Consider the following 16,996-nt stretch of genomic DNA (forward strand, 5'->3'; position numbering starts at 1 on the left):
TACCCAGTCAGGAGCAACCTCCATGAACGTATTCGTCACCGGCGCAGCAGGGTTTATCGGCGGCTCCATCGCCACCGGCCTGGTCAAGGCCGGCCACACGGTCACCGGCCTGGTGCGCAGCGCCGAGCAAGCGGCTGAAATGACCGCCCTGGGCATCACGCCCGTGATCGGCACGCTGGATGACGCCGCCGTGTTGAGCGCACAGGCTTCTAAAGCTGATGCGGTGATCAATGCCGCCAGCAGCGACCATCGCGCTGCCGTCGAAACCTTGCTGGCCGCCTTGAAAGGTTCAAACAAGCCGTTCCTGCACACCAGCGGTTCGAGCATTGTCGGTGATGCTTCGGGCGGTAAATCCAGCGATGTCATCTACGTTGAAGACAACCTGCCGGAGCCGACCGTCGACAAGGCCGCGCGCGTGGCCATCGACAACCTGATCCTGGCGGCGGCCAAAGAGGGCGTGAACTCGGCGGTGATCTGCAACACCCTGATCTACGGCCACAGCCTGGGCGTGAAGCGTGACAGCGTGCAATTGCCACGACTGCTCAAACAGGCGCGTAAGAGCGGCGTGGTGCGCCATGTGGGCACTGGCCAGAACATTTGGTCCAACGTACACATTGAAGACGTGGTGGCCCTGTATCTGCTGGCCTTGACCAAGAACGTTCCGGGCACGTTCTACTTTGTGGAAAGCAGCGAAGCGGCGTTTGTCGACATGACCACCGCGATTGCCCAAGCGCTGAACCTGGGCGAGCCGCAGGATTGGCCATTGGCTGAGGCTGAGGCTGAGTGGGGCTATGAAATGGCCAACTATGGCCTGGGTTCCAACAGCCGGGTGCGTGGCAAACATGCGCGTGAGTTGCTGGGCTGGGCGCCGACGCGCACGTCGGTGGTGGAGTGGATTCGCAACGAGATGGTGTGATGTCCGCTTAGTACCGCGGCGTTGCCATCGCAGGCAAGCCAGCTCCCACACTTGAATGTATTCGCAATTCAAAATGTGGGAGCTGGCTTGCCTGCGATGAAGGCGACTCGGTTCATGTGTTGTTACACATTACTGGCCCCACCGACCGCAATTCCGTACCATCCCCCGCCATATCCCTCGCTACTCCCTGGTACCTCATGAACCTCACCCGTCTGCGCGCCGATGCCCTGGCCGGCCTCACCACGTCTTTCGCACTGCTGCCCGAATGCATCGCCTTTGCCCTGGTGGCTCACCTCAACCCGCTGATGGGCCTCTACGGCGCCTTTATCATCTGCACGCTCACGGCCTTGTTCGGCGGCCGGCCGGGCATGGTCTCGGGCGCGGCGGGTTCGATGGCGGTGGTGATCGTGGCGCTGGTGGTGCAACACGGCGTGGAGTATTTGCTCGCGACGGTGCTGCTGGGCGGTCTGATCATGGTCGCGTTTGGCCTGTTACGGCTGGGCAAACTGGTGCGCATGGTGCCGCATTCGGTGATGCTCGGGTTCGTCAACGGCCTGGCGATTATCATTGCGCTGGCACAGCTGGAGCATTTCAAAAGCGGTGAAACCTGGCTAAGCGGCACGCCGTTGTATGTGATGAGCGGGCTGGTGGCGGCGACCATGGCGATTGTTTACCTGCTGCCACGCCTGACCCGCGCCGTGCCGCCCGCGCTGGTGGCGATTTTGGGCGTCGGCCTGGCTGTTTACCTGCTTGGCCTGCCAACCCGCACGTTGGGCGACATGGCCCACATCGCCGGCGGACTGCCAACCTTCGCGTTGCCGCAAATCCCGTGGACCCTGGAAACCCTCGGCATCATTGCGCCTTACGCGTTCCTGATGGCGATGGTCGGCCTGCTGGAAACCCTGCTGACCCTGAACCTCACCGACGAAATCACCGAAACCCGTGGCTACCCCGACCGCGAAAGCGTGGCCCTGGGCGCGGCGAATATGGTCTCGGGCCTGTTTGGCGGCATGGGCGGTTGCGCGATGATCGGGCAAACCGTGATCAACTTAAGCTCTGGCGGGCGCGGGCGTTTCTCCGGGGTGTTCGCCGGGGTGATGATCCTGTTGTTTATTCTGTTTTTGTCGCCGCTGATTGAGCGTATTCCGCTTGCGGCTTTGGTCGGCGTGATGTTCGTGGTGTCCCAGCAGACCTTTGCCTGGGCGTCGCTGCGGGTGATCAACAAGGTGCCGGTCAACGACGTGTTGGTGATTATTGCGGTAACGGTGATTACCGTGTTCACCGACCTGGCAACCGCCGTGCTCTGCGGTATCGTGATTGCGGCGCTGAACTTCGCCTGGCAACAGGCCCGTGAGTTGTATGCCGATGAGCATCTGGAAGCTGACGGCAGCAAGCTGTATCGCCTGCACGGCACGCTGTTCTTTGCCTCGACCACGCCATTTTTGAACCAGTTCGACCCGGCCAACGACCCGGCCCAGGTGACGCTTGATTGTCGTCACCTGAGCTTTGTCGACTATTCAGCGACTGCAGCGCTGATGACTTTGCGCGAGCGCTACACCAAGGCCGGCAAGCAATTGCGCGTGCTGCATTTGTCGGAGCGCTGCAAGAAGCTGCTCAAGCGCGCCCGCGTGCATCACGACTGATTACAGCGGCAGCATATTTTCCAGTTCCTGGGCGCGGGTGCGGGTCATGTCCAGCATGCAGCCGATGCCATTGACCTGATCGATGGTGCCACCAGTCGCTGAGCCGATGAAGCCGCAGTTGGCGTCTCGGTACTTGATCCACAGGCGCTGTACGTCCTGCAGTTGCTGCTTCTGTTTGCCTTCCTGAAGCGCAAGGACGTCTTTGTAGGCCTTGTTCAGGCGCGCGTCCTGGATCTTGGCTTCGGTGGCGTTGCAGCTGACCATGTCCGCCGTGGTGTTGGCGCCATCCAGGCATTTTTTCAACGCCAGGCTGTCATCGGCCCAAGCGCTGCCGCAAAAGGCCAGCAGCAGTGCGCTGGCGGCGAAAGGAACAAGCAGGGTCTTGCGCTTCATTCTTGGTTTTCCTGGTTGTGGATAAGCCTGTCATCTGAGACTCGGCCCTGGTAGCTGAGTTTCCGCACGCAAAAAACTTCATGTAAGAACACCCCCCGAATTTTCATGGGCTGGCGTTGGGCATGTCCCAAAGCGACAGCGCTTATCGGTGGGCGAAAATTACTTTCATAAAAATTGAAAATTACACCCGGTAATGATTTATGAGTTTCACAACCAATTCGACGTGACCCTTTCCAAGGAGTACCGCATGGCCGCACCACTGGGCTTTGGGCTGTTGGCATACGCTGCCATCGCCATCATTGCATTGATCGTGCTGATTGCACGCTACCGACTCAACCCGTTTATCGTCATCACGTTGGTGTCTATCGGCCTGGCCTTGATGGCCGGCATGCCGGCCGACACGATCATGGGCTCGTACGAGGCGGGCGTCGGCAAGACCCTTGGGCATATCGCCCTGGTGGTGGCGTTGGGCACCATGCTTGGCAAGATGATGGCCGAATCCGGCGGTGCCGAGCAGGTGGCGCGCACGCTGATCAACCGTTTCGGCGAGCGCAACGCGCATTGGGCGATGGTGTGTATTGCGTTCCTGGTGGGGCTGCCGCTGTTTTTCGAGGTCGGTTTTGTGTTGCTGGTGCCGATCGCCTTTACCGTGGCGCGGCGTGTGGGCGTGTCGATCCTGATGGTCGGCTTGCCAATGGTGGCCGGTCTGTCGGTGGTACACGCGCTGGTGCCGCCACACCCGGCGGCGATGATGGCGGTGCTGGCCTATAACGCGTCGGTGGGGCAGACCGTGCTGTACGCGATTCTGATCGGCATTCCCACAGCGATCATCGCCGGCCCCGTGTACGCCAAGTTCATCGTGCCGCGCATCCACTTGCCGGCGGAAAACCCGTTGGAACGCCAGTTTATCGAGCGCGAGCCGCGTACACGTTTGCCAAGTTTCGCCCTGACCATGGGCACCATCTTGCTTCCGGTGGTGCTGATGATGATCGGCGGTTGGGCCAACGTGATTTCCACTCCGGGCACTGGTTTCAACCAGTTCCTGCTGTTTATCGGCAACTCGGTGATTGCGCTGCTGGTCGCCACGCTGGTGAGCTTCTGGACCTTGGGCCTGGCCCTGGGCTTCAACCGCGAATCGATCCTCAAGTTCACCAATGAATGCCTGGCGCCGACCGCCAGCATCACCTTGCTGGTGGGCGCAGGCGGCGGTTTGAACCGCATCCTGGTGGACGCGGGCGTGACCAATGAGATTCTTGGTCTGGCGCATGCCTTCCACCTGTCGCCGCTGGTGATGGGCTGGTTGTTTGCCGCATTGATGCGCATCGCTACCGGCTCGGCCACCGTGGCCATGACCACGGCCTCCGGTGTGGTCGCGCCCGTCGCCATGGGCCTGGGTTATCCACACCCTGAATTGTTGGTGCTGGCCACTGGTGCTGGGTCGGTGATCTTTTCCCACGTCAACGACGGCGGCTTCTGGCTGATCAAGGAATACTTCAATATGACGGTGATCCAGACCTTCAAGACCTGGACCGTGTTGGAGACTTTGATTTCGGTGGTCGCGTTTGGTCTGACTTACGGCCTTTCTCTTGTTTTATAAGCCTCATTTTGTAAGCCGGAGCCGCCATGGACATCCTCTACCAGATCCGCGCCCGCCAGGATTCGTTCAGCGCCGGCGAGGGCCGTATCGCCAAGCTGATGCTCGATGATGTGGGCTTTGCCGCGTCGGCCAGCCTGGAAGCGTTGTCGCAACGGGCCGAGGTCAGCACGGCAACTTTGTCGCGTTTTGCTCGCAGTGTCGGTTGCCGCGATTTACGTGATTTGCGCCTGCAATTGGCCCAGGCCAGTGGCGTGGGCAGTCGTTTTCTGGACCCGGCCGGGTTGCCGGAGCAGTCGGCCTTTCACCGGCAGATTCTGGGGGATATCGAAGCGACGTTGCGTCAGCACCTGTCGGGGTTTAACCAGGCCAGTTTTGTTGATGCGGTCAGCCTGTTGGGCAAGGCGCGGATGATTCACGCGTTTGGCATGGGCGGCCCATCGAGCCTGTGCAGTGACGAATTGCAGGTGCGCCTGGTACGCCTGGGCTACCCGATTGCCGCCAGCCATGACCCGGTGATGATGCGGGTCACGGCGGCCACTTTAGGCCCGGAGCAGGCGCTGATCGTGTGCTCGCTCACCGGGCTGACGCCAGAACTGTTGGACGTCGTGAAGCTTGCGCGTAGCTACGATGCCCCCATCATCGCCATCACCCTGGCCGACTCACCCCTGGCCGAATTGGCGGATGTATTACTGCCGCTGCAACCGGCCGAAACCAGTTTTATCTACAAGCCCACCGCGGCGCGCTACGGCATGCTGTTGGCCATCGACCTGCTCGCCACCGAACTGGCGCTGGCCCTGCCGGACGACAACCAGGAACGCCTGCGCCGGATCAAGCTGGCCCTCGACGATTATCGCGGCGGCCCCGACAGCCTGCCGCTTGGAGACTGATATGAAGTACGACACGTTGATCCGCCAGGCGCTGATCATTGATGGCAGCAACACGCCGGGCTATGTCGCCGATGTGGGGCTGCGCGCCGGGCGCATCGAGACGATCGGCGACTTGTCGAGCGCAACCGGCGAGCATGAAGTCGACGCCAGTGGCCGCGTGTTGGCGCCGGGTTTTATCGACGTGCACACCCACGATGACACGGTGGTGATCCGCCACCCGCAGATGCTGCCCAAGCTCAGCCAGGGCGTGACCACAGTGATTGTCGGCAACTGCGGCATCAGCGCATCGCCGGTGAGTTTACGTAGCGACCCACCGGACCCGATGAACCTGCTGGGGGCGCGTGAGGCATTCGCTTATCCACGTTTTGCCGACTATCGTGCTGCCGTGGAAAGTGCTCATCCGGCAGTCAACGTTGCCGCTTTGATCGGCCACACCGCCTTGCGCAGCAACCATATGGACGACCTGCACCGCACCGCCACGCCCAGTGAAATTGCCGCCATGCGTGTGCAGTTGCAGGAGAGTCTGCAGGCGGGTGCCCTCGGTTTATCCACAGGCCTGGCCTACGCCAGCGCGTTCAATGCCGAGACCGATGAAGTGCTGCAGCTCAGTGAAGAACTCACGGCGTTTGGTGCGGTGTACACCACGCATTTGCGCAGCGAATTCGAACCGGTACTGGAGGCGATGGACGAGGCGTTTGTGATTGGCCGACATGCGCAGGCACCGGTGATCATTTCCCACCTCAAGTGCGCCGGTGCGGGCAATTGGGGGCGCAGTCCGCAACTGTTGGCATCGTTGGAATTGGCAGCGCAAACCCATCCGGTCGGGTGTGATTGCTATCCCTATGCCGCCAGCTCGTCGACGCTGGATTTGAAGCAGGTCACCGACGCGTTTCGTATCACTATTACCTGGTCAACACCGCACCCGGAGGTCGGCGGGCGCGACTTGCAGGACATCGCGGCGCAGTGGGAGGTTTCGCTGATGGATGCGGCACGTCGCCTGCAACCGGCAGGGGCCGTGTACTACGGGATGGATGAGGCGGATGTACGGCGTATTCTTGCGCATCCGTTGTCGATGGTGGGTTCGGATGGTTTGCCGGAAGACCCGTTTCCCCATCCACGTTTGTGGGGCGCATTTCCACGGGTGCTGGGGCACTTCAGCCGGGATGTGGGGTTGTTTCCACTGCACACGGCGGTGCACAAGATGACCGGGTTGTCGGCGGCGCGTTTTGGGCTGGCCGAGCGTGGAGAAATTCGTGAAGGGCACTGGGCCGACCTGGTGTTGTTCGACCCGTTGCGCGTGCGTGATGTGGCGGATTTCAAAGAACCGCAACGCGCTGCCGAGGGGATTGATGGCGTGTGGGTCAATGGCGTGCTGAGCTATAGCGATGGGCAGGCCAATGGGCAACGGCCGGGGCTGTTCCTCGCGCGCAATGGGGATTTGCGTGGCGGGTTTTCGTCCCTATAGTGGGCGCATTCATACACGGAGCAGTTGCCATGCACTTAGGAAAAGTCACCCCGATTTTGCGGATCTTCGACGAGGCCAAGGCGTTGGAGTTCTACGTCGACTTCCTGGGGTTCAAGGTTGACTGGCAGCACCGTTTCGAGGCGAATTTCCCGTTGTATCTGCAAGTGTCGCTGGGCGAGTGCGTGCTGCATTTGTCCGAGCACCATGGCGATGCTTCGCCGGGCTCGGCGGTGCGGATTCAGGCGCAAGGCGTGGACGGCTACCAGCAGCAGTTGCTGGCCAAGGACTACCGGTATGCCAAGCCTGGGGTTGAAGAAACGCCTTGGGGCTCGCGGGAGATGAGCATCAAGGACCCGTTTGGGAATCGACTGGTGTTTGTTGAGGAAGGCGAGGGCTGAGAGCCAAGGGACTCAAGGCAAGCCGAGTATGTCCAAGTTTGCCTGTGGCGAGGGAGCTTGCTCCCGTTGGGCTGCGCAGCAGCCCCAAGGCATTCACTGCGCTCCCAACTTAAAATATCGATCAACTTCAGTAGGGGCCGCTGCGCGACCCAGCGGGAGCAAGCTCCCTCGCCACAGAGTTTGTGCGTAGTCAGCGTTGGGTTTTTACACCCGGAAATGACTGACCATCTGCTGCAACTGGCTGCCCAAACGCGCCAGTTCCACGCTCGATTTAGCCGTCTCATCGCTCGCAGTAGCCGTTTGCTCCGACACATCGCGCACGTTCACAATGCTGCGGCTGATCTCTTCAGCCACGGCGCTCTGCTGCTCGGCGGCCGCTGCAATCTGCTGGTTCATCGACTGGATATTCGACACGGTACGCGTGATGTTCTCCAGCGACACACCGGCCTTGCGCGTCAGCTCGACGCTGCTGTCGGTAAGGCTGCGGCTGTTATTCATCACCGTGGCCACTTGCTGGGTGCCGTTCTGCAAACCGGCGACCAGGCCTTCGATTTCTTCGGTGGATTTTTGTGTGCGCTGGGCCAGGCCCCGCACTTCGTCAGCCACCACGGCAAAACCACGACCGGCTTCACCGGCACGCGCCGCTTCAATCGCCGCGTTGAGCGCCAACAGGTTGGTCTGCTCGGCCACGGCCTTGATCACGTCCATCACGCTGCCGATCTTGTTGCTCTCTTGTTGCAGGTGCGTCATTGCGTCAGTAGAGCGCGCCACTTCGGCGGCCAGGCGCTCGATCTGGGCGATGGCCTCGGCCACCACTTTGTCGCCGGCGCGGGCTTGGCCATCGGCATCGGCGGCGGCCAGCGACGCTTGCTCGGCGTTGCGCGCGACTTCCTGCACGGTGGCGGTCATCTCATGCATCGCGGTGGCGACTTGATCGGTTTCGATTTTCTGGCTGTTCACGCCGGCACTGGTCTGCTCGGTCACGGCCGAGAGTTCTTCGGCGGCGCTGGCGATCTGGGTTACGCCGTCACGAATGCCGCTGATCAGCTCGCGCAGGGTGGTGCCCATGCGCTGGATACCTTGCTGCAATACGCCGAGTTCATCGCGGCGGGTCACCTGGATGTTGTGGCTCAGGTCACCGGAAGCGATGCGTTCCACCACGGCCAGGGTGTCCTGGATCGGGCGAGTGATCTGGCGGGTAATGACCAGCGCCGCGATGATGCCGACCAACAACGCCAGCAAGGTGCTGATCAATTGCAGGCTGCGGGCCTGGGTGCTTTCGGCGTCGCGGCGATCGAGCTGGATGTCGTAAAGCTTGTCGCTGATGGTGACGATGTCGGCGCCCTGGGTGGTCATTTCGGCACGGGCGCTGACGATGTTGGCGTTGGCGGCCTTGTAGCTCTGTACGGCGCTGCGATAGGCACCGAGTGCGGTTTCCAGCGACGTCAGTGCGCTTTGTTGGCTGGTGCCAAACGCGGCGCTGAGGCTTTTCAAACCGGCGATGGCTTTTTCGATTTGTGCAGCGGCGCGGGCTTCGGTTTCTGCGCTGGGGGAGTTGGTGTAGCCGCGTACTTCATAGCGCGCCAGGTGGAACTCTTCCTTGGCGTGCGTCACGGCCTGGTACTGGGTGAAGCGTTCCGGGCTGTCGGGCGCTTGCTGCACGCCGGTCTCCAGTGCGTCGATCTGCCCGTTGGCGATATCGGCCTTGTCGCCCATCACTTGGCGCGCGGCATTGCCGTTACGGTAGGCCTCACGCATTTTGTTCAGCGACTGCTGGTAAGCCGTGATGACGGCTTTCTGCTCGGTGAGCAGCTTGCGGTTTTCCGGGCTCTTGAAGCTGTCCAGCAGTTTCTGTTGCTGGGCGGCGAAGGCGTCGAGGCTGGTCTGGACGTTCTGTGCCACGGCTTCGTCGCCATTGGCGAGCATGTATTGCAGGCGCACGATGCGCAGCTTGGTCAGGGACGCGTTGAGCTGGGTGATGTCGCTCATCCAGTTGCTACGGTCAATCAAGCCGCCCAGGCTGGTCCAGCCAGTCAGGGCCAGGATCGAGGTGAGGACCAGCACCAGGCCAAAGCCCAGGCCGAGTTTGAGGTTGACGCTGATGTTGCCGAACCAGCTATTCATCGAATGCTCCGCAAGAATGATGTGTGTCTGCTGGACGGTGTTGTTGTTTGAGCCAGCCAAAGTTTGTACGGGGGTATCGGCGGCAGGCGATGATTCTGAAATACATTTCTTACGGGTGCGACGAAGGGTCGCTGTTGCCTGGCAGCAACGGCGGCCCCGCAGGCTCTCAGCAGGCTCCCAGCTGGCTTATAGTGCGGTAGCGGGCACCACGGTGAGTCTGAGGCAAGACGCGGCACCCGCGCTCAGGTGCACAGTGTTGCGTGCCACCCTTGAATGGTGGGCCTGGCCAGAAGGCTCACCACTGTTGGGGTTCACGTCAAACCTGGGGAAGTTGCTGCTGGCGATATCCAGGCGAAGTCGATGGCCGCGCTTGAACAGGTTGCAGGTGGCGAAGGGCTCGATCGTGACCTTTACCCGTTTACCCGGTGTCAGTGCCGTCGGCTGCTCCCAGGAGTCTCGATAGCGACAACGGCGGATGCCGTCGGTGATGTTCATCGCAAAACCATCGGGGTAGTCGGCACTGGGCGGGTACAGGTCGATCAGCTTGGCGGTGAAGTCGGTGTCGGGTGCATCGCTGTCTATCCATAACTCGATCTGTACATCACCTGCGACAATCAAGTCTTCAATGAGCGGCTCGGTAAGGAAGCTCAGCACATCTTTGCGCTCGCTCAGAGGGCGGTTGTCGCCACGGGTGCCGAAGAAGTCGGCACGCTCACGTTGGTCGAAAGCGCCGCCCACGAAGATGGGGGCGCCGGAGGTCAGCGCACCGCCGAGGGTCGGGACCGGACAGGCCGGGTCGGCGAGGTAGCTCAAGCACGCGTCGGTTGCGTCTGGTGCAGTGCCGCTCAGTTGCCCTTGAGCCGTCAAGTAGAGCGTCTGCACCCGGCTGCCTGGCAGCGGCCATTGCGTCGATTGCAACCAGCGTCCGCCGTGTTGCAGTCGGCCGTCAGGGTCACGTTGGCCGCTGCCGCCCCCCATCAGAAATACCTGCACGCTGGCCTTGGGCGCGTGAGGCGAGGGTTTGAGCGATTGTTCGAACCACGCCAGGCGACAGCTCAGCCAGTTCTGATCGACCTGGCCATCGAATGCTGCCTGCGGCCCGAACTCGACGTCGCCGCTGTGGCTGATATTGCGGTCACCGTGCAGCCATGGCCCCATCACCAGCCGCTGGTGGGCCGAGGTGTTTTGCCTGAAGGCGCTGTAGTTGGCCAGGGTGGAGCTGACATAGGCGTCATACCAACTGGACATGAACAACACTGGAATGTCGGGCAGTTGCCGATAGTAGCCCTCGGCATAGATGCCGGACGTGCGCCAATACTCACTGAATGTGCCCTTGGCCCACTGCTCCAGCACGTAGGCCTCGTATTCCGGCACATGGCGCAAAGGTGACTGGCCGGGTTGCCAGGGCATCCGCGTAAACCAATGATGGATATCTTCCTGCTCCAGTGCTTGGCGAACCTGTGGATCGGCCAAGGCTGCTGGGCTTTCCTTGGCCTGGCGAAAGGCCCAGGTGGCCTGCTTGAGTTCGAACGCGCCACCCTGGCGAATCCCGCACTGATAGGCGTTGGCGAAGCCGCCGCTGTCGAGCACCATGCTGCTCAAGCCCGGTGGGTGCAGACAGGCCATCGCCAGTTGGGTATGCGCGGCGTAAGACAGGCCCATGCTGCCGATCTTGCCGTTGCACCACGGCTGGCGGACGATCCAGGCAAGCGTGTCGAAACCGTCCTCGCCCTCAGCGGTGTATTTGGTAAACACGCCTTCAGAGGCATAGCGGCCCCGGCAGTCCTGAAAGATTGCGACAAAGCCTTGGTCGGTAAAGCGTGCCGCCATCTGTTCTCGAGAGATGTGCTGGCCGTCGAGTTGTTTTTCCGAGCGAGAGGGTTTGCTCTTGTCGTAGGGCGTGCGTTCAATGACCACCGGGAAAGGGCCGCAGCTGCCTGTCGGCAAATAGATATCGGTGGCCAGGTGGATGCCGTCGCGCATCGGGATCATGTGGTTGTGCAGGGTTTGCATGGGGAAAACACTCATTGACTCAGTACCCGCTCGTGACCGCGATAGCCAGCAACACCATCGCCAGTACGGCGTAGATCAGAAACAGCGGCAGGATGTAGCGCGCCCATTGGCCCCAACCGACATTGGCGGTGGCCAGCAACACCAGCAGGCCACTGGAGGTTGGGGTGATCATGTTGGTCAGGCCATTGCCCATCAGAAACGCGAATACAGTGGTCTGCGGGCTGACGCCGGAGAGTTGGCCCAGCGGGCCGAAGATCGGCATGGTCACCGCCGCCTGGCCCGAGGTGGACGGGATCAACACGTCCAGCCCCAGTTGTGCGAAGAACATGCCGTAGGCCGACACAATCGGGCCGTGGTCGCCTACCAGGTTGGCCAGGGTGTGGACGATGGTGTCGAGCACTTGGCCGGTACTGAGGATGATTTCCACGGCGGTGGCCAGGCCGATCAGCACGCCGGCAATCAGCACCTTCTTCATGCCATCGACAAAGGCACTGGCGGCGACACTCGCACCTAGCCCGGCAATCACACTGAACGCCACCGTCAGCAACAGGTAAAACGCCGACAGCTCATGGTACTTCCAGCCCCAGCGGTTGGAGGCGTAGACCAGAAAACCGATGCCGCTCAGCAGCACAGTCAGGTTGATCAAGTGGCGCGTGGGCAAGGGTTTATGTTCGAACGTAATCTGCGCTGTCGCATCAAAACCGTGCTTGCGGATACTCCACAGCACGAAGGCAATCCCCACCAGCAGAAAGCTGCAGTAAGCCAGTACGCGCATGCTTAAACCGCTGAATATCGGCAGCCCGACCATCGGCTGAGCGACGGACAGCGCCACGGGATTAGAGATTGAGGCGAGGTAGCCGATCTTCACCGAGATCGCGACGATAGCCAGCCCGATCAGGTTCGACAGCCCCAGCCGGTTGGCCATGGCGACCATCAGCGGCACGATCAGAATAAACTCCTTGGCCAGGCCCATGAACGTGCTGCCCGCCGAGAACACCAGCATCAGGCTCGGCACCAGCACGTAGATGTTGCCGCGGGTCAGGCCCAGTAAACGCTCCAGTCCGGCGTCGATCACCCCGGCCTTGTTCAGTACGCCAAACATGCCGCCGATGAACAGCACCATGAAGATCAGCGCTGCACGTTTCTCGATGCCTTGGGGGATGGCCATGAAACCTTCGACCAGTGACACCGGGCGGGCCACGGTATCGCCAGCCTTGCGTGGCTCCAGCGCGAACAATTGGCCCAGGCTGTCGTGTTTCTCCAGCACCTGATAAGAGCCGGGCACTACCAGCCCGTTCTGGCGCTCGAACTTGCCCGAGTTCACCGCATAGGTGAAGGCCACGGCGAGCAAGACGATGCTCAGCAGGATGATGGCCGGATTGATCTGTTTGCGTTGCGTGGGTTTTTCCACCGCCGCCGCTGTGGAGAAATTCTGTGATTCGCTCATGCTGGCTGCCCCGGCGTTTGCCGTTGTTGTTATGGGGGAGTGACGCGTGTGGAGCGGACACTAGGGCAAAGTTTTGGCGGCGACAACGTTATGCGCAGGGTGGGTCGGGCTATGCGTTTTGTGCGTTCAAGCGCTGCTTGAGATGCTCGGCAAACGCTGTGACCACCTGTGGGCGTGGCTCATTGGCGCGATAGGCCAGGCCGAAAGTGTAAGGCAGTGCAGGGCGAAAAGGCCGGGTCACGATCGGCAGGTGCAGGAAGTGGCTGGCGAGCAAACCGTTGACGATCGACACCCCCAGGCCTTCGGCGACAAAGCTGCATGCCGCGCCTACCGAATGCACTTCGACCCGCACTTGCGGCGTGAGGTTGGCAGCGCGAAACACCTGGTTCAACTCAGCCCGTAAAGCCCGTTGTCGGCCGAGCATCACCAACGGCACATTGCGCAAGTGCTGCACCTCGATACAGGCGTGGCGAGTCAGTGGGTGGTCGGCGGGCATCACGCACACGCCTTCGGTTTGCAGCACGGGCTCGATGTCGAAGTCGGGAATTTCCGTTGGCAGGCGCACAAAACCCAGGTCGGCGGACCGGTCGAGTACGGCGCGCTCGATCATGTCGTAAGAGCCGGTCAGCAACTCGACCACGATGTCGTCATGGCTCTTGAGAAACTCCGCGACGATCCGTGGCAAAAGCTCTTGGGTCATGCTGGTGGGCACCCCGACCTTGAGCAGGCTTTTGCGCGAGCGGCCCACGCGCATTTCGTCTGCCAGGCGTTGGATACGCTGCATGCCGTCTACCAGGCCGGCGACTTCGGTCAGTAACTCTTCCGCTTCTGCGGTGGCCATCAGGCGACCTTTTTTGCGCAGAAACAATACGAAACCCAACGCCTCCTCCAGCTGACTCAACAGGCGGCTGACGGCCGATTGCGACAGGCCCATGCGTGTTGCTGCGCCGATGGTCGAACCGGTGGACATGATCGCCTTGAAGGCTTCGAGCTGCTTGAGATTCACCGTGATTTTCCTGTCGGTTGCGAGGGGCTGGCGGTGCTTTGCGCATAGCCTGATGCGCATCTCGCATAACGTTGTGGGGCTTTCGACGAGCCGTTAGTGTCCGCTCCAACGCGAGGTGCCGTCCAGTGTGTCGCGCGATGGAACTGCCCATAAAAAAACGACAATAAGGCATAGAGGAAACAGCGATGCATAAACTTTTCAATCGAGGAAAATTGGCCTCGGCGTGCCTGCTGGCAGGTGTGTCGCCTGTACTCCTGGCCCAGGGGTTCTGGGAGGATTCAAAGGCTCGCCTGACCTTGCGTAATTTCTACTTCAACGACGATTACCGCGACGGCGGCGAGGATCGCAAAGAGTGGGCGCAAGGTTTTTTACTCAACCTGCAGTCAGGCTATACCGAAGGCACGCTAGGGTTTGGTCTGGACGCGTTGGGGTTGGCGGGGCTGCGGCTCGACTCCAGCCCGACTCACGCCGGCACGGGTTTATTGCCGGTGCATGACGATGGCCATGCCGCCAGTGAATTCTCCAGCCTGGGCGTCACCGCAAAGATGCGCTGGGGCGATGCCGTGGTGAAAACCGGCACCTTGCTGCCGAAGATTCCAGTGCTGGTGCATAACGACGGACGCCTGCTGCCGCAGACTTTTCAAGGCACTCAGGTGGAGTACAGCGGTATTCGCAACCTGTACCTGCATGCCGGGCATCTGGATAAATTCAAGCAGCGAAACTCCACCGACAGCGTGGCTATTTATCCCCAGGGCTACAGCGGCAAACAGGGCAGCGATTTCGATTTTGCCGGCGCCTCTTATGCCTTCACGCCGCAGCTCAGTGGCACTTGGTATTACGGCGAAATGCGTGAGTTCTATCGTCAGCAGTTTTTTGGCCTTGTGCATAAACAGCCGGTGGGTAACGGCACGCTGACCAGTGATTTGCGTTATTTCATCAGCAGCGATGCGGGTGAGGCGCGCAACGGCAAAGTGGACAGCGACATGTTCAGCGGGTTGTTCACCTATCGCCTGGGCGCACAGGCGCTGGGCGTCGGTTATCAGAAGGTCAACGGCGACACTGCGCTGCCTTATGCCAGTGTCTCGACGGTGTATTCCTTCACTAACGCCGGTGTGGGCAAGTTCATCCAGGCCGGTGAGCAAACCTGGATGCTGCGCTACGACTATGATTTTGAAGCCGTGCTGCCGGGCCTGAGTTTCATGACCCGCTATTACAAAGGGCGCAACGGTGATTACAGAGGGCGTGAGGCGCGGGAGTGGGAGTCGGACACTAACCTGCGCTATGTCATCCAGAACGGTACCGTCAAAGGCTTGGGTGTGGAGTTGCGCAAAGCGACCTATCGTTCCACCTACGCCAGCGACCGCGATAACTATCGGCTGTATCTGACCTACGACCTGGCGCTTTGGTAGTGGGGCAGGGGGCTGATCAGAGGCGGGTCTTGTGTGCTAGTCTGCGGGCCCTTTTAGTTTTGGATGGCGCGGGAAACCGTGCTGTCCTACAGCGGAGCCTCTTCATGTCCGAAGTTAATCTGTCCACCGACGAAACCCGCGTCAGCTACGGTATCGGCCGTCAGTTGGGCGACCAACTGCGCGACAACCCGCCACCGGGCGTGAGCATCGACGCCATCCTGGCCGGCCTGACCGACGCGTTCGACGGCAAAGCAAGCCGCGTTGACCAAGAGCAAATGGCGGCGAGCTTCAAAGTGATCCGTGAAATCATGCAAGCCGAAGCGGCTGCCAAGGCAGAAGCGGCTGCTGGCGCTGGCCTGGCGTTCCTGGCTGAAAACGCCAAGCGTGATGGCATCACCACCCTGGCTTCCGGCCTGCAATTTGAAGTGCTGACTGCAGGTGACGGCGCCAAGCCGACCCGTGAAGACCAAGTGCGTACTCACTACCACGGCACCCTGATCGACGGCACTGTGTTCGACAGCTCCTACGAGCGCGGCCAGCCTGCAGAATTCCCGGTTGGCGGCGTGATCGCCGGCTGGACCGAAGCCCTGCAACTGATGAATGCCGGCAGCAAATGGCGTCTGTACGTGCCGAGCGAACTGGCTTACGGCGCTCAAGGCGTTGGCAGCATTCCGCCGCACAGCGTTCTGGTGTTCGACGTTGAGTTGCTCGACGTTCTGTAAGACCTGTTGATGGTTGCGCCGGGTCCTATGTGGGAGCCGGGATTGATGTGGCGAGCAAGCTTGCTTGCGCTGGGGTGCGAAGCGCCCCTAAAGGCCTGCGACTGCTGCGCAGCCGAGCGGGAGCAAGCTCCCTCGCCACAACAAATCCAGCTCCCACATAGAGCCGGTGCATTCAGGTTTTGCGCGGTGGTTCATGGATGGAACTTGCCATTGAGCTCTGTCGCCGGGCGCAACGCTCGGGCATAGCAGAACAGAAACAGATTACGCACCACCTCCTTCAGCACCCCAGGCTCACTGGAACTCAGACCGTTGACGTCCAGGTCGCCTTGATCCTGCAGTTCATTCAGCGCTTCTTCTTCCAACACCGCACAGACTTCGCCGGTTTCCCGATGCAGGATCCGCAGGTATGGGTGTGGGCGGTCCAGCCAGGCATCTATCAAATAAGTCATGGTCGTTCTCCTTGATGGGTTTCAATGAGAATAATTCTTATTCGTGGAATAGCAAGTGCCTATTGGCGGTTTCCTGGTTTTTCTGTGTGGATGTTGAGGCAGGTCAGCGCAGAGGGCAAAACGCCATCCCGCGGCTGGCGCGGGATGGAAGCAGCAGGTTCAGACTTTGCGCACGAACTCGGACTTGAGTTTCATCGGGCCGATACCGTCGATCTTGCAATCGATATCGTGATCGCCGTCGCACAGGCGGATGTTCTTGACCTTGGTGCCGACCTTGACCACCAGGGACGTGCCCTTGACCTTGAGGTCCTTGATCACGGTGATGGTGTCGCCGTCTTGCAGGACATTGCCCACAGAGTCTTTCTTCACGGTTTCGTCGCCCGCCACTTCGGCCTCGCCATTGGCGGACCACTCATGGGCGCATTCCGGGCAGATCAGCTGGGCGCCGTCTTCGTAGGTGTACTCGGAATTGCATTTCGGGCAGGGTGGCAACGTGCTCACTAAAGCTCCTTGAAAGTCAGGATGGC

15 protein-coding genes and 1 pseudogene are annotated in these 16,996 nt (G+C 60.8%); 8 read left to right on the forward strand and 8 right to left on the reverse strand.

The features are described 5' to 3' along the window. The first annotated feature begins 22 nt into the window (after positions 1-22). Both GIW28_RS05575 and GIW28_RS05580 read left to right on the forward strand, forming a co-directional pair. The gene (locus tag GIW28_RS05575; RefSeq protein ID WP_099549433.1) at positions 23-916 is read left to right on the forward strand and encodes an NAD-dependent epimerase/dehydratase family protein; all 894 of its coding nucleotides are present in this window, start codon (positions 23-25) and stop codon (positions 914-916) included. A 197-nt stretch (positions 917-1,113) separates the two neighbouring features. Beyond that, the gene (locus GIW28_RS05580; RefSeq protein WP_236447464.1) at positions 1,114-2,559 is read left to right on the forward strand and encodes a SulP family inorganic anion transporter; all 1,446 of its coding nucleotides are present in this window, start codon (positions 1,114-1,116) and stop codon (positions 2,557-2,559) included. Here the strand turns inward: GIW28_RS05580 and GIW28_RS05585 are convergent, their stop codons facing one another. Next, positions 2,560-2,952 (reverse strand): lysozyme inhibitor LprI family protein, encoded by a 393-nt coding sequence (locus GIW28_RS05585; protein WP_236447463.1) that lies wholly within the window; start codon positions 2,950-2,952, stop codon positions 2,560-2,562. Between the two features lie 247 nt (positions 2,953-3,199). On the opposite strand from GIW28_RS05585, the gene GIW28_RS05590 reads away from it, so the two are divergent. Genes GIW28_RS05590 through GIW28_RS05605 form a run of 4 tightly spaced genes read left to right on the forward strand, consistent with a single transcriptional unit; the run spans position 3,200 to position 7,299 of the window. After that, positions 3,200-4,549, forward strand: coding sequence for a GntT/GntP/DsdX family permease (locus GIW28_RS05590; RefSeq protein ID WP_236447462.1), 1,350 nt, complete (start codon positions 3,200-3,202; stop codon positions 4,547-4,549). Between the two features lie 26 nt (positions 4,550-4,575). Next, a complete protein-coding gene (locus GIW28_RS05595) occupies positions 4,576-5,436 on the forward strand; it encodes a MurR/RpiR family transcriptional regulator (RefSeq protein WP_017137948.1) in 861 nt (286 codons plus the stop codon). Position 5,437: 1 nt separating this feature from the next. Continuing rightward, positions 5,438-6,901, forward strand: coding sequence for an N-acyl-D-amino-acid deacylase family protein (locus GIW28_RS05600; RefSeq protein ID WP_099549437.1), 1,464 nt, complete (start codon positions 5,438-5,440; stop codon positions 6,899-6,901). Positions 6,902-6,930: 29 nt separating this feature from the next. Then, complete coding sequence (locus tag GIW28_RS05605; protein ID WP_017137946.1) at positions 6,931-7,299, forward strand: glyoxalase superfamily protein; 369 nt, start codon at positions 6,931-6,933, stop codon at positions 7,297-7,299. Between the two features lie 204 nt (positions 7,300-7,503). Here GIW28_RS05605 and GIW28_RS30725 read toward each other — a convergent pair whose 3' ends face one another. The 5 genes and pseudogenes from GIW28_RS30725 to GIW28_RS05625 all read right to left on the reverse strand — a co-directional run bounded on the left by GIW28_RS30725 (position 7,504) and on the right by GIW28_RS05625 (position 13,889). Next, positions 7,504-8,367 (reverse strand): methyl-accepting chemotaxis protein, encoded by an 864-nt coding sequence (locus GIW28_RS30725; protein WP_371317720.1) that lies wholly within the window; start codon positions 8,365-8,367, stop codon positions 7,504-7,506. 39 nt (positions 8,368-8,406) lie between these two features. After that, a pseudogene (locus GIW28_RS30730) lies at positions 8,407-9,423 on the reverse strand (methyl-accepting chemotaxis protein); the annotation flags it as partial. Positions 9,424-9,609: 186 nt separating this feature from the next. Beyond that, positions 9,610-11,436 carry a CocE/NonD family hydrolase gene (locus tag GIW28_RS05615; protein WP_138451941.1) on the reverse strand — a complete coding sequence of 609 codons (1,827 nt, stop codon included), beginning with the start codon at positions 11,434-11,436 and terminating at the stop codon, positions 9,610-9,612. A gap of 19 nt (positions 11,437-11,455) precedes the next feature. Further along, positions 11,456-12,883 (reverse strand): YfcC family protein, encoded by a 1,428-nt coding sequence (locus tag GIW28_RS05620; protein WP_236447460.1) that lies wholly within the window; start codon positions 12,881-12,883, stop codon positions 11,456-11,458. Between the two features lie 109 nt (positions 12,884-12,992). Continuing rightward, positions 12,993-13,889, reverse strand: coding sequence for a LysR family transcriptional regulator (locus GIW28_RS05625; protein ID WP_170040502.1), 897 nt, complete (start codon positions 13,887-13,889; stop codon positions 12,993-12,995). Between the two features lie 185 nt (positions 13,890-14,074). Between GIW28_RS05625 and GIW28_RS05630 the strand changes: the two genes are divergently transcribed. Beyond that, positions 14,075-15,298 carry an OprD family porin gene (locus tag GIW28_RS05630; RefSeq protein WP_170040504.1) on the forward strand — a complete coding sequence of 408 codons (1,224 nt, stop codon included), beginning with the start codon at positions 14,075-14,077 and terminating at the stop codon, positions 15,296-15,298. Between the two features lie 104 nt (positions 15,299-15,402). Next, positions 15,403-16,020: an FKBP-type peptidyl-prolyl cis-trans isomerase gene (locus GIW28_RS05635; RefSeq protein ID WP_017137944.1), complete on the forward strand. Its 618-nt coding sequence runs from the start codon at positions 15,403-15,405 to the stop codon at positions 16,018-16,020. A gap of 191 nt (positions 16,021-16,211) precedes the next feature. On the opposite strand, the gene GIW28_RS05640 is transcribed toward GIW28_RS05635, so the two are convergent. Continuing rightward, the gene (locus GIW28_RS05640) at positions 16,212-16,469 is read right to left on the reverse strand and encodes a PA4570 family protein (RefSeq protein WP_003194088.1); all 258 of its coding nucleotides are present in this window, start codon (positions 16,467-16,469) and stop codon (positions 16,212-16,214) included. Between the two features lie 159 nt (positions 16,470-16,628). Then, positions 16,629-16,970: a zinc ribbon domain-containing protein YjdM gene (locus GIW28_RS05645; RefSeq protein WP_003230858.1), complete on the reverse strand. Its 342-nt coding sequence runs from the start codon at positions 16,968-16,970 to the stop codon at positions 16,629-16,631. Positions 16,971-16,996 lie beyond the last annotated feature (26 nt).

This window comes from Pseudomonas sp. PA-5-4B (assembly GCF_021606215.1).
Classification (GTDB): Bacteria; Pseudomonadota; Gammaproteobacteria; order Pseudomonadales; family Pseudomonadaceae; genus Aquipseudomonas; species Aquipseudomonas edaphica.

Coding starts and splice junctions, on each gene's coding strand:
- GIW28_RS05575 (WP_099549433.1), top strand. CDS start 23: ATGAACGTATTCGTCACCGGCGCAGCAGGGTTTATCGGCGGCTCCATC.
- GIW28_RS05580 (WP_236447464.1), top strand. CDS start 1,114: ATGAACCTCACCCGTCTGCGCGCCGATGCCCTGGCCGGCCTCACCACG.
- GIW28_RS05585 (WP_236447463.1), bottom strand. CDS start 2,952: ATGAAGCGCAAGACCCTGCTTGTTCCTTTCGCCGCCAGCGCACTGCTG.
- GIW28_RS05590 (WP_236447462.1), top strand. CDS start 3,200: ATGGCCGCACCACTGGGCTTTGGGCTGTTGGCATACGCTGCCATCGCC.
- GIW28_RS05595 (WP_017137948.1), top strand. CDS start 4,576: ATGGACATCCTCTACCAGATCCGCGCCCGCCAGGATTCGTTCAGCGCC.
- GIW28_RS05600 (WP_099549437.1), top strand. CDS start 5,438: ATGAAGTACGACACGTTGATCCGCCAGGCGCTGATCATTGATGGCAGC.
- GIW28_RS05605 (WP_017137946.1), top strand. CDS start 6,931: ATGCACTTAGGAAAAGTCACCCCGATTTTGCGGATCTTCGACGAGGCC.
- GIW28_RS30725 (WP_371317720.1), bottom strand. CDS start 8,367: ATGGGCACCACCCTGCGCGAGCTGATCAGCGGCATTCGTGACGGCGTA.
- GIW28_RS05615 (WP_138451941.1), bottom strand. CDS start 11,436: ATGCAAACCCTGCACAACCACATGATCCCGATGCGCGACGGCATCCAC.
- GIW28_RS05620 (WP_236447460.1), bottom strand. CDS start 12,883: ATGAGCGAATCACAGAATTTCTCCACAGCGGCGGCGGTGGAAAAACCC.
- GIW28_RS05630 (WP_170040504.1), top strand. CDS start 14,075: ATGCATAAACTTTTCAATCGAGGAAAATTGGCCTCGGCGTGCCTGCTG.
- GIW28_RS05635 (WP_017137944.1), top strand. CDS start 15,403: ATGTCCGAAGTTAATCTGTCCACCGACGAAACCCGCGTCAGCTACGGT.
- GIW28_RS05640 (WP_003194088.1), bottom strand. CDS start 16,469: ATGACTTATTTGATAGATGCCTGGCTGGACCGCCCACACCCATACCTG.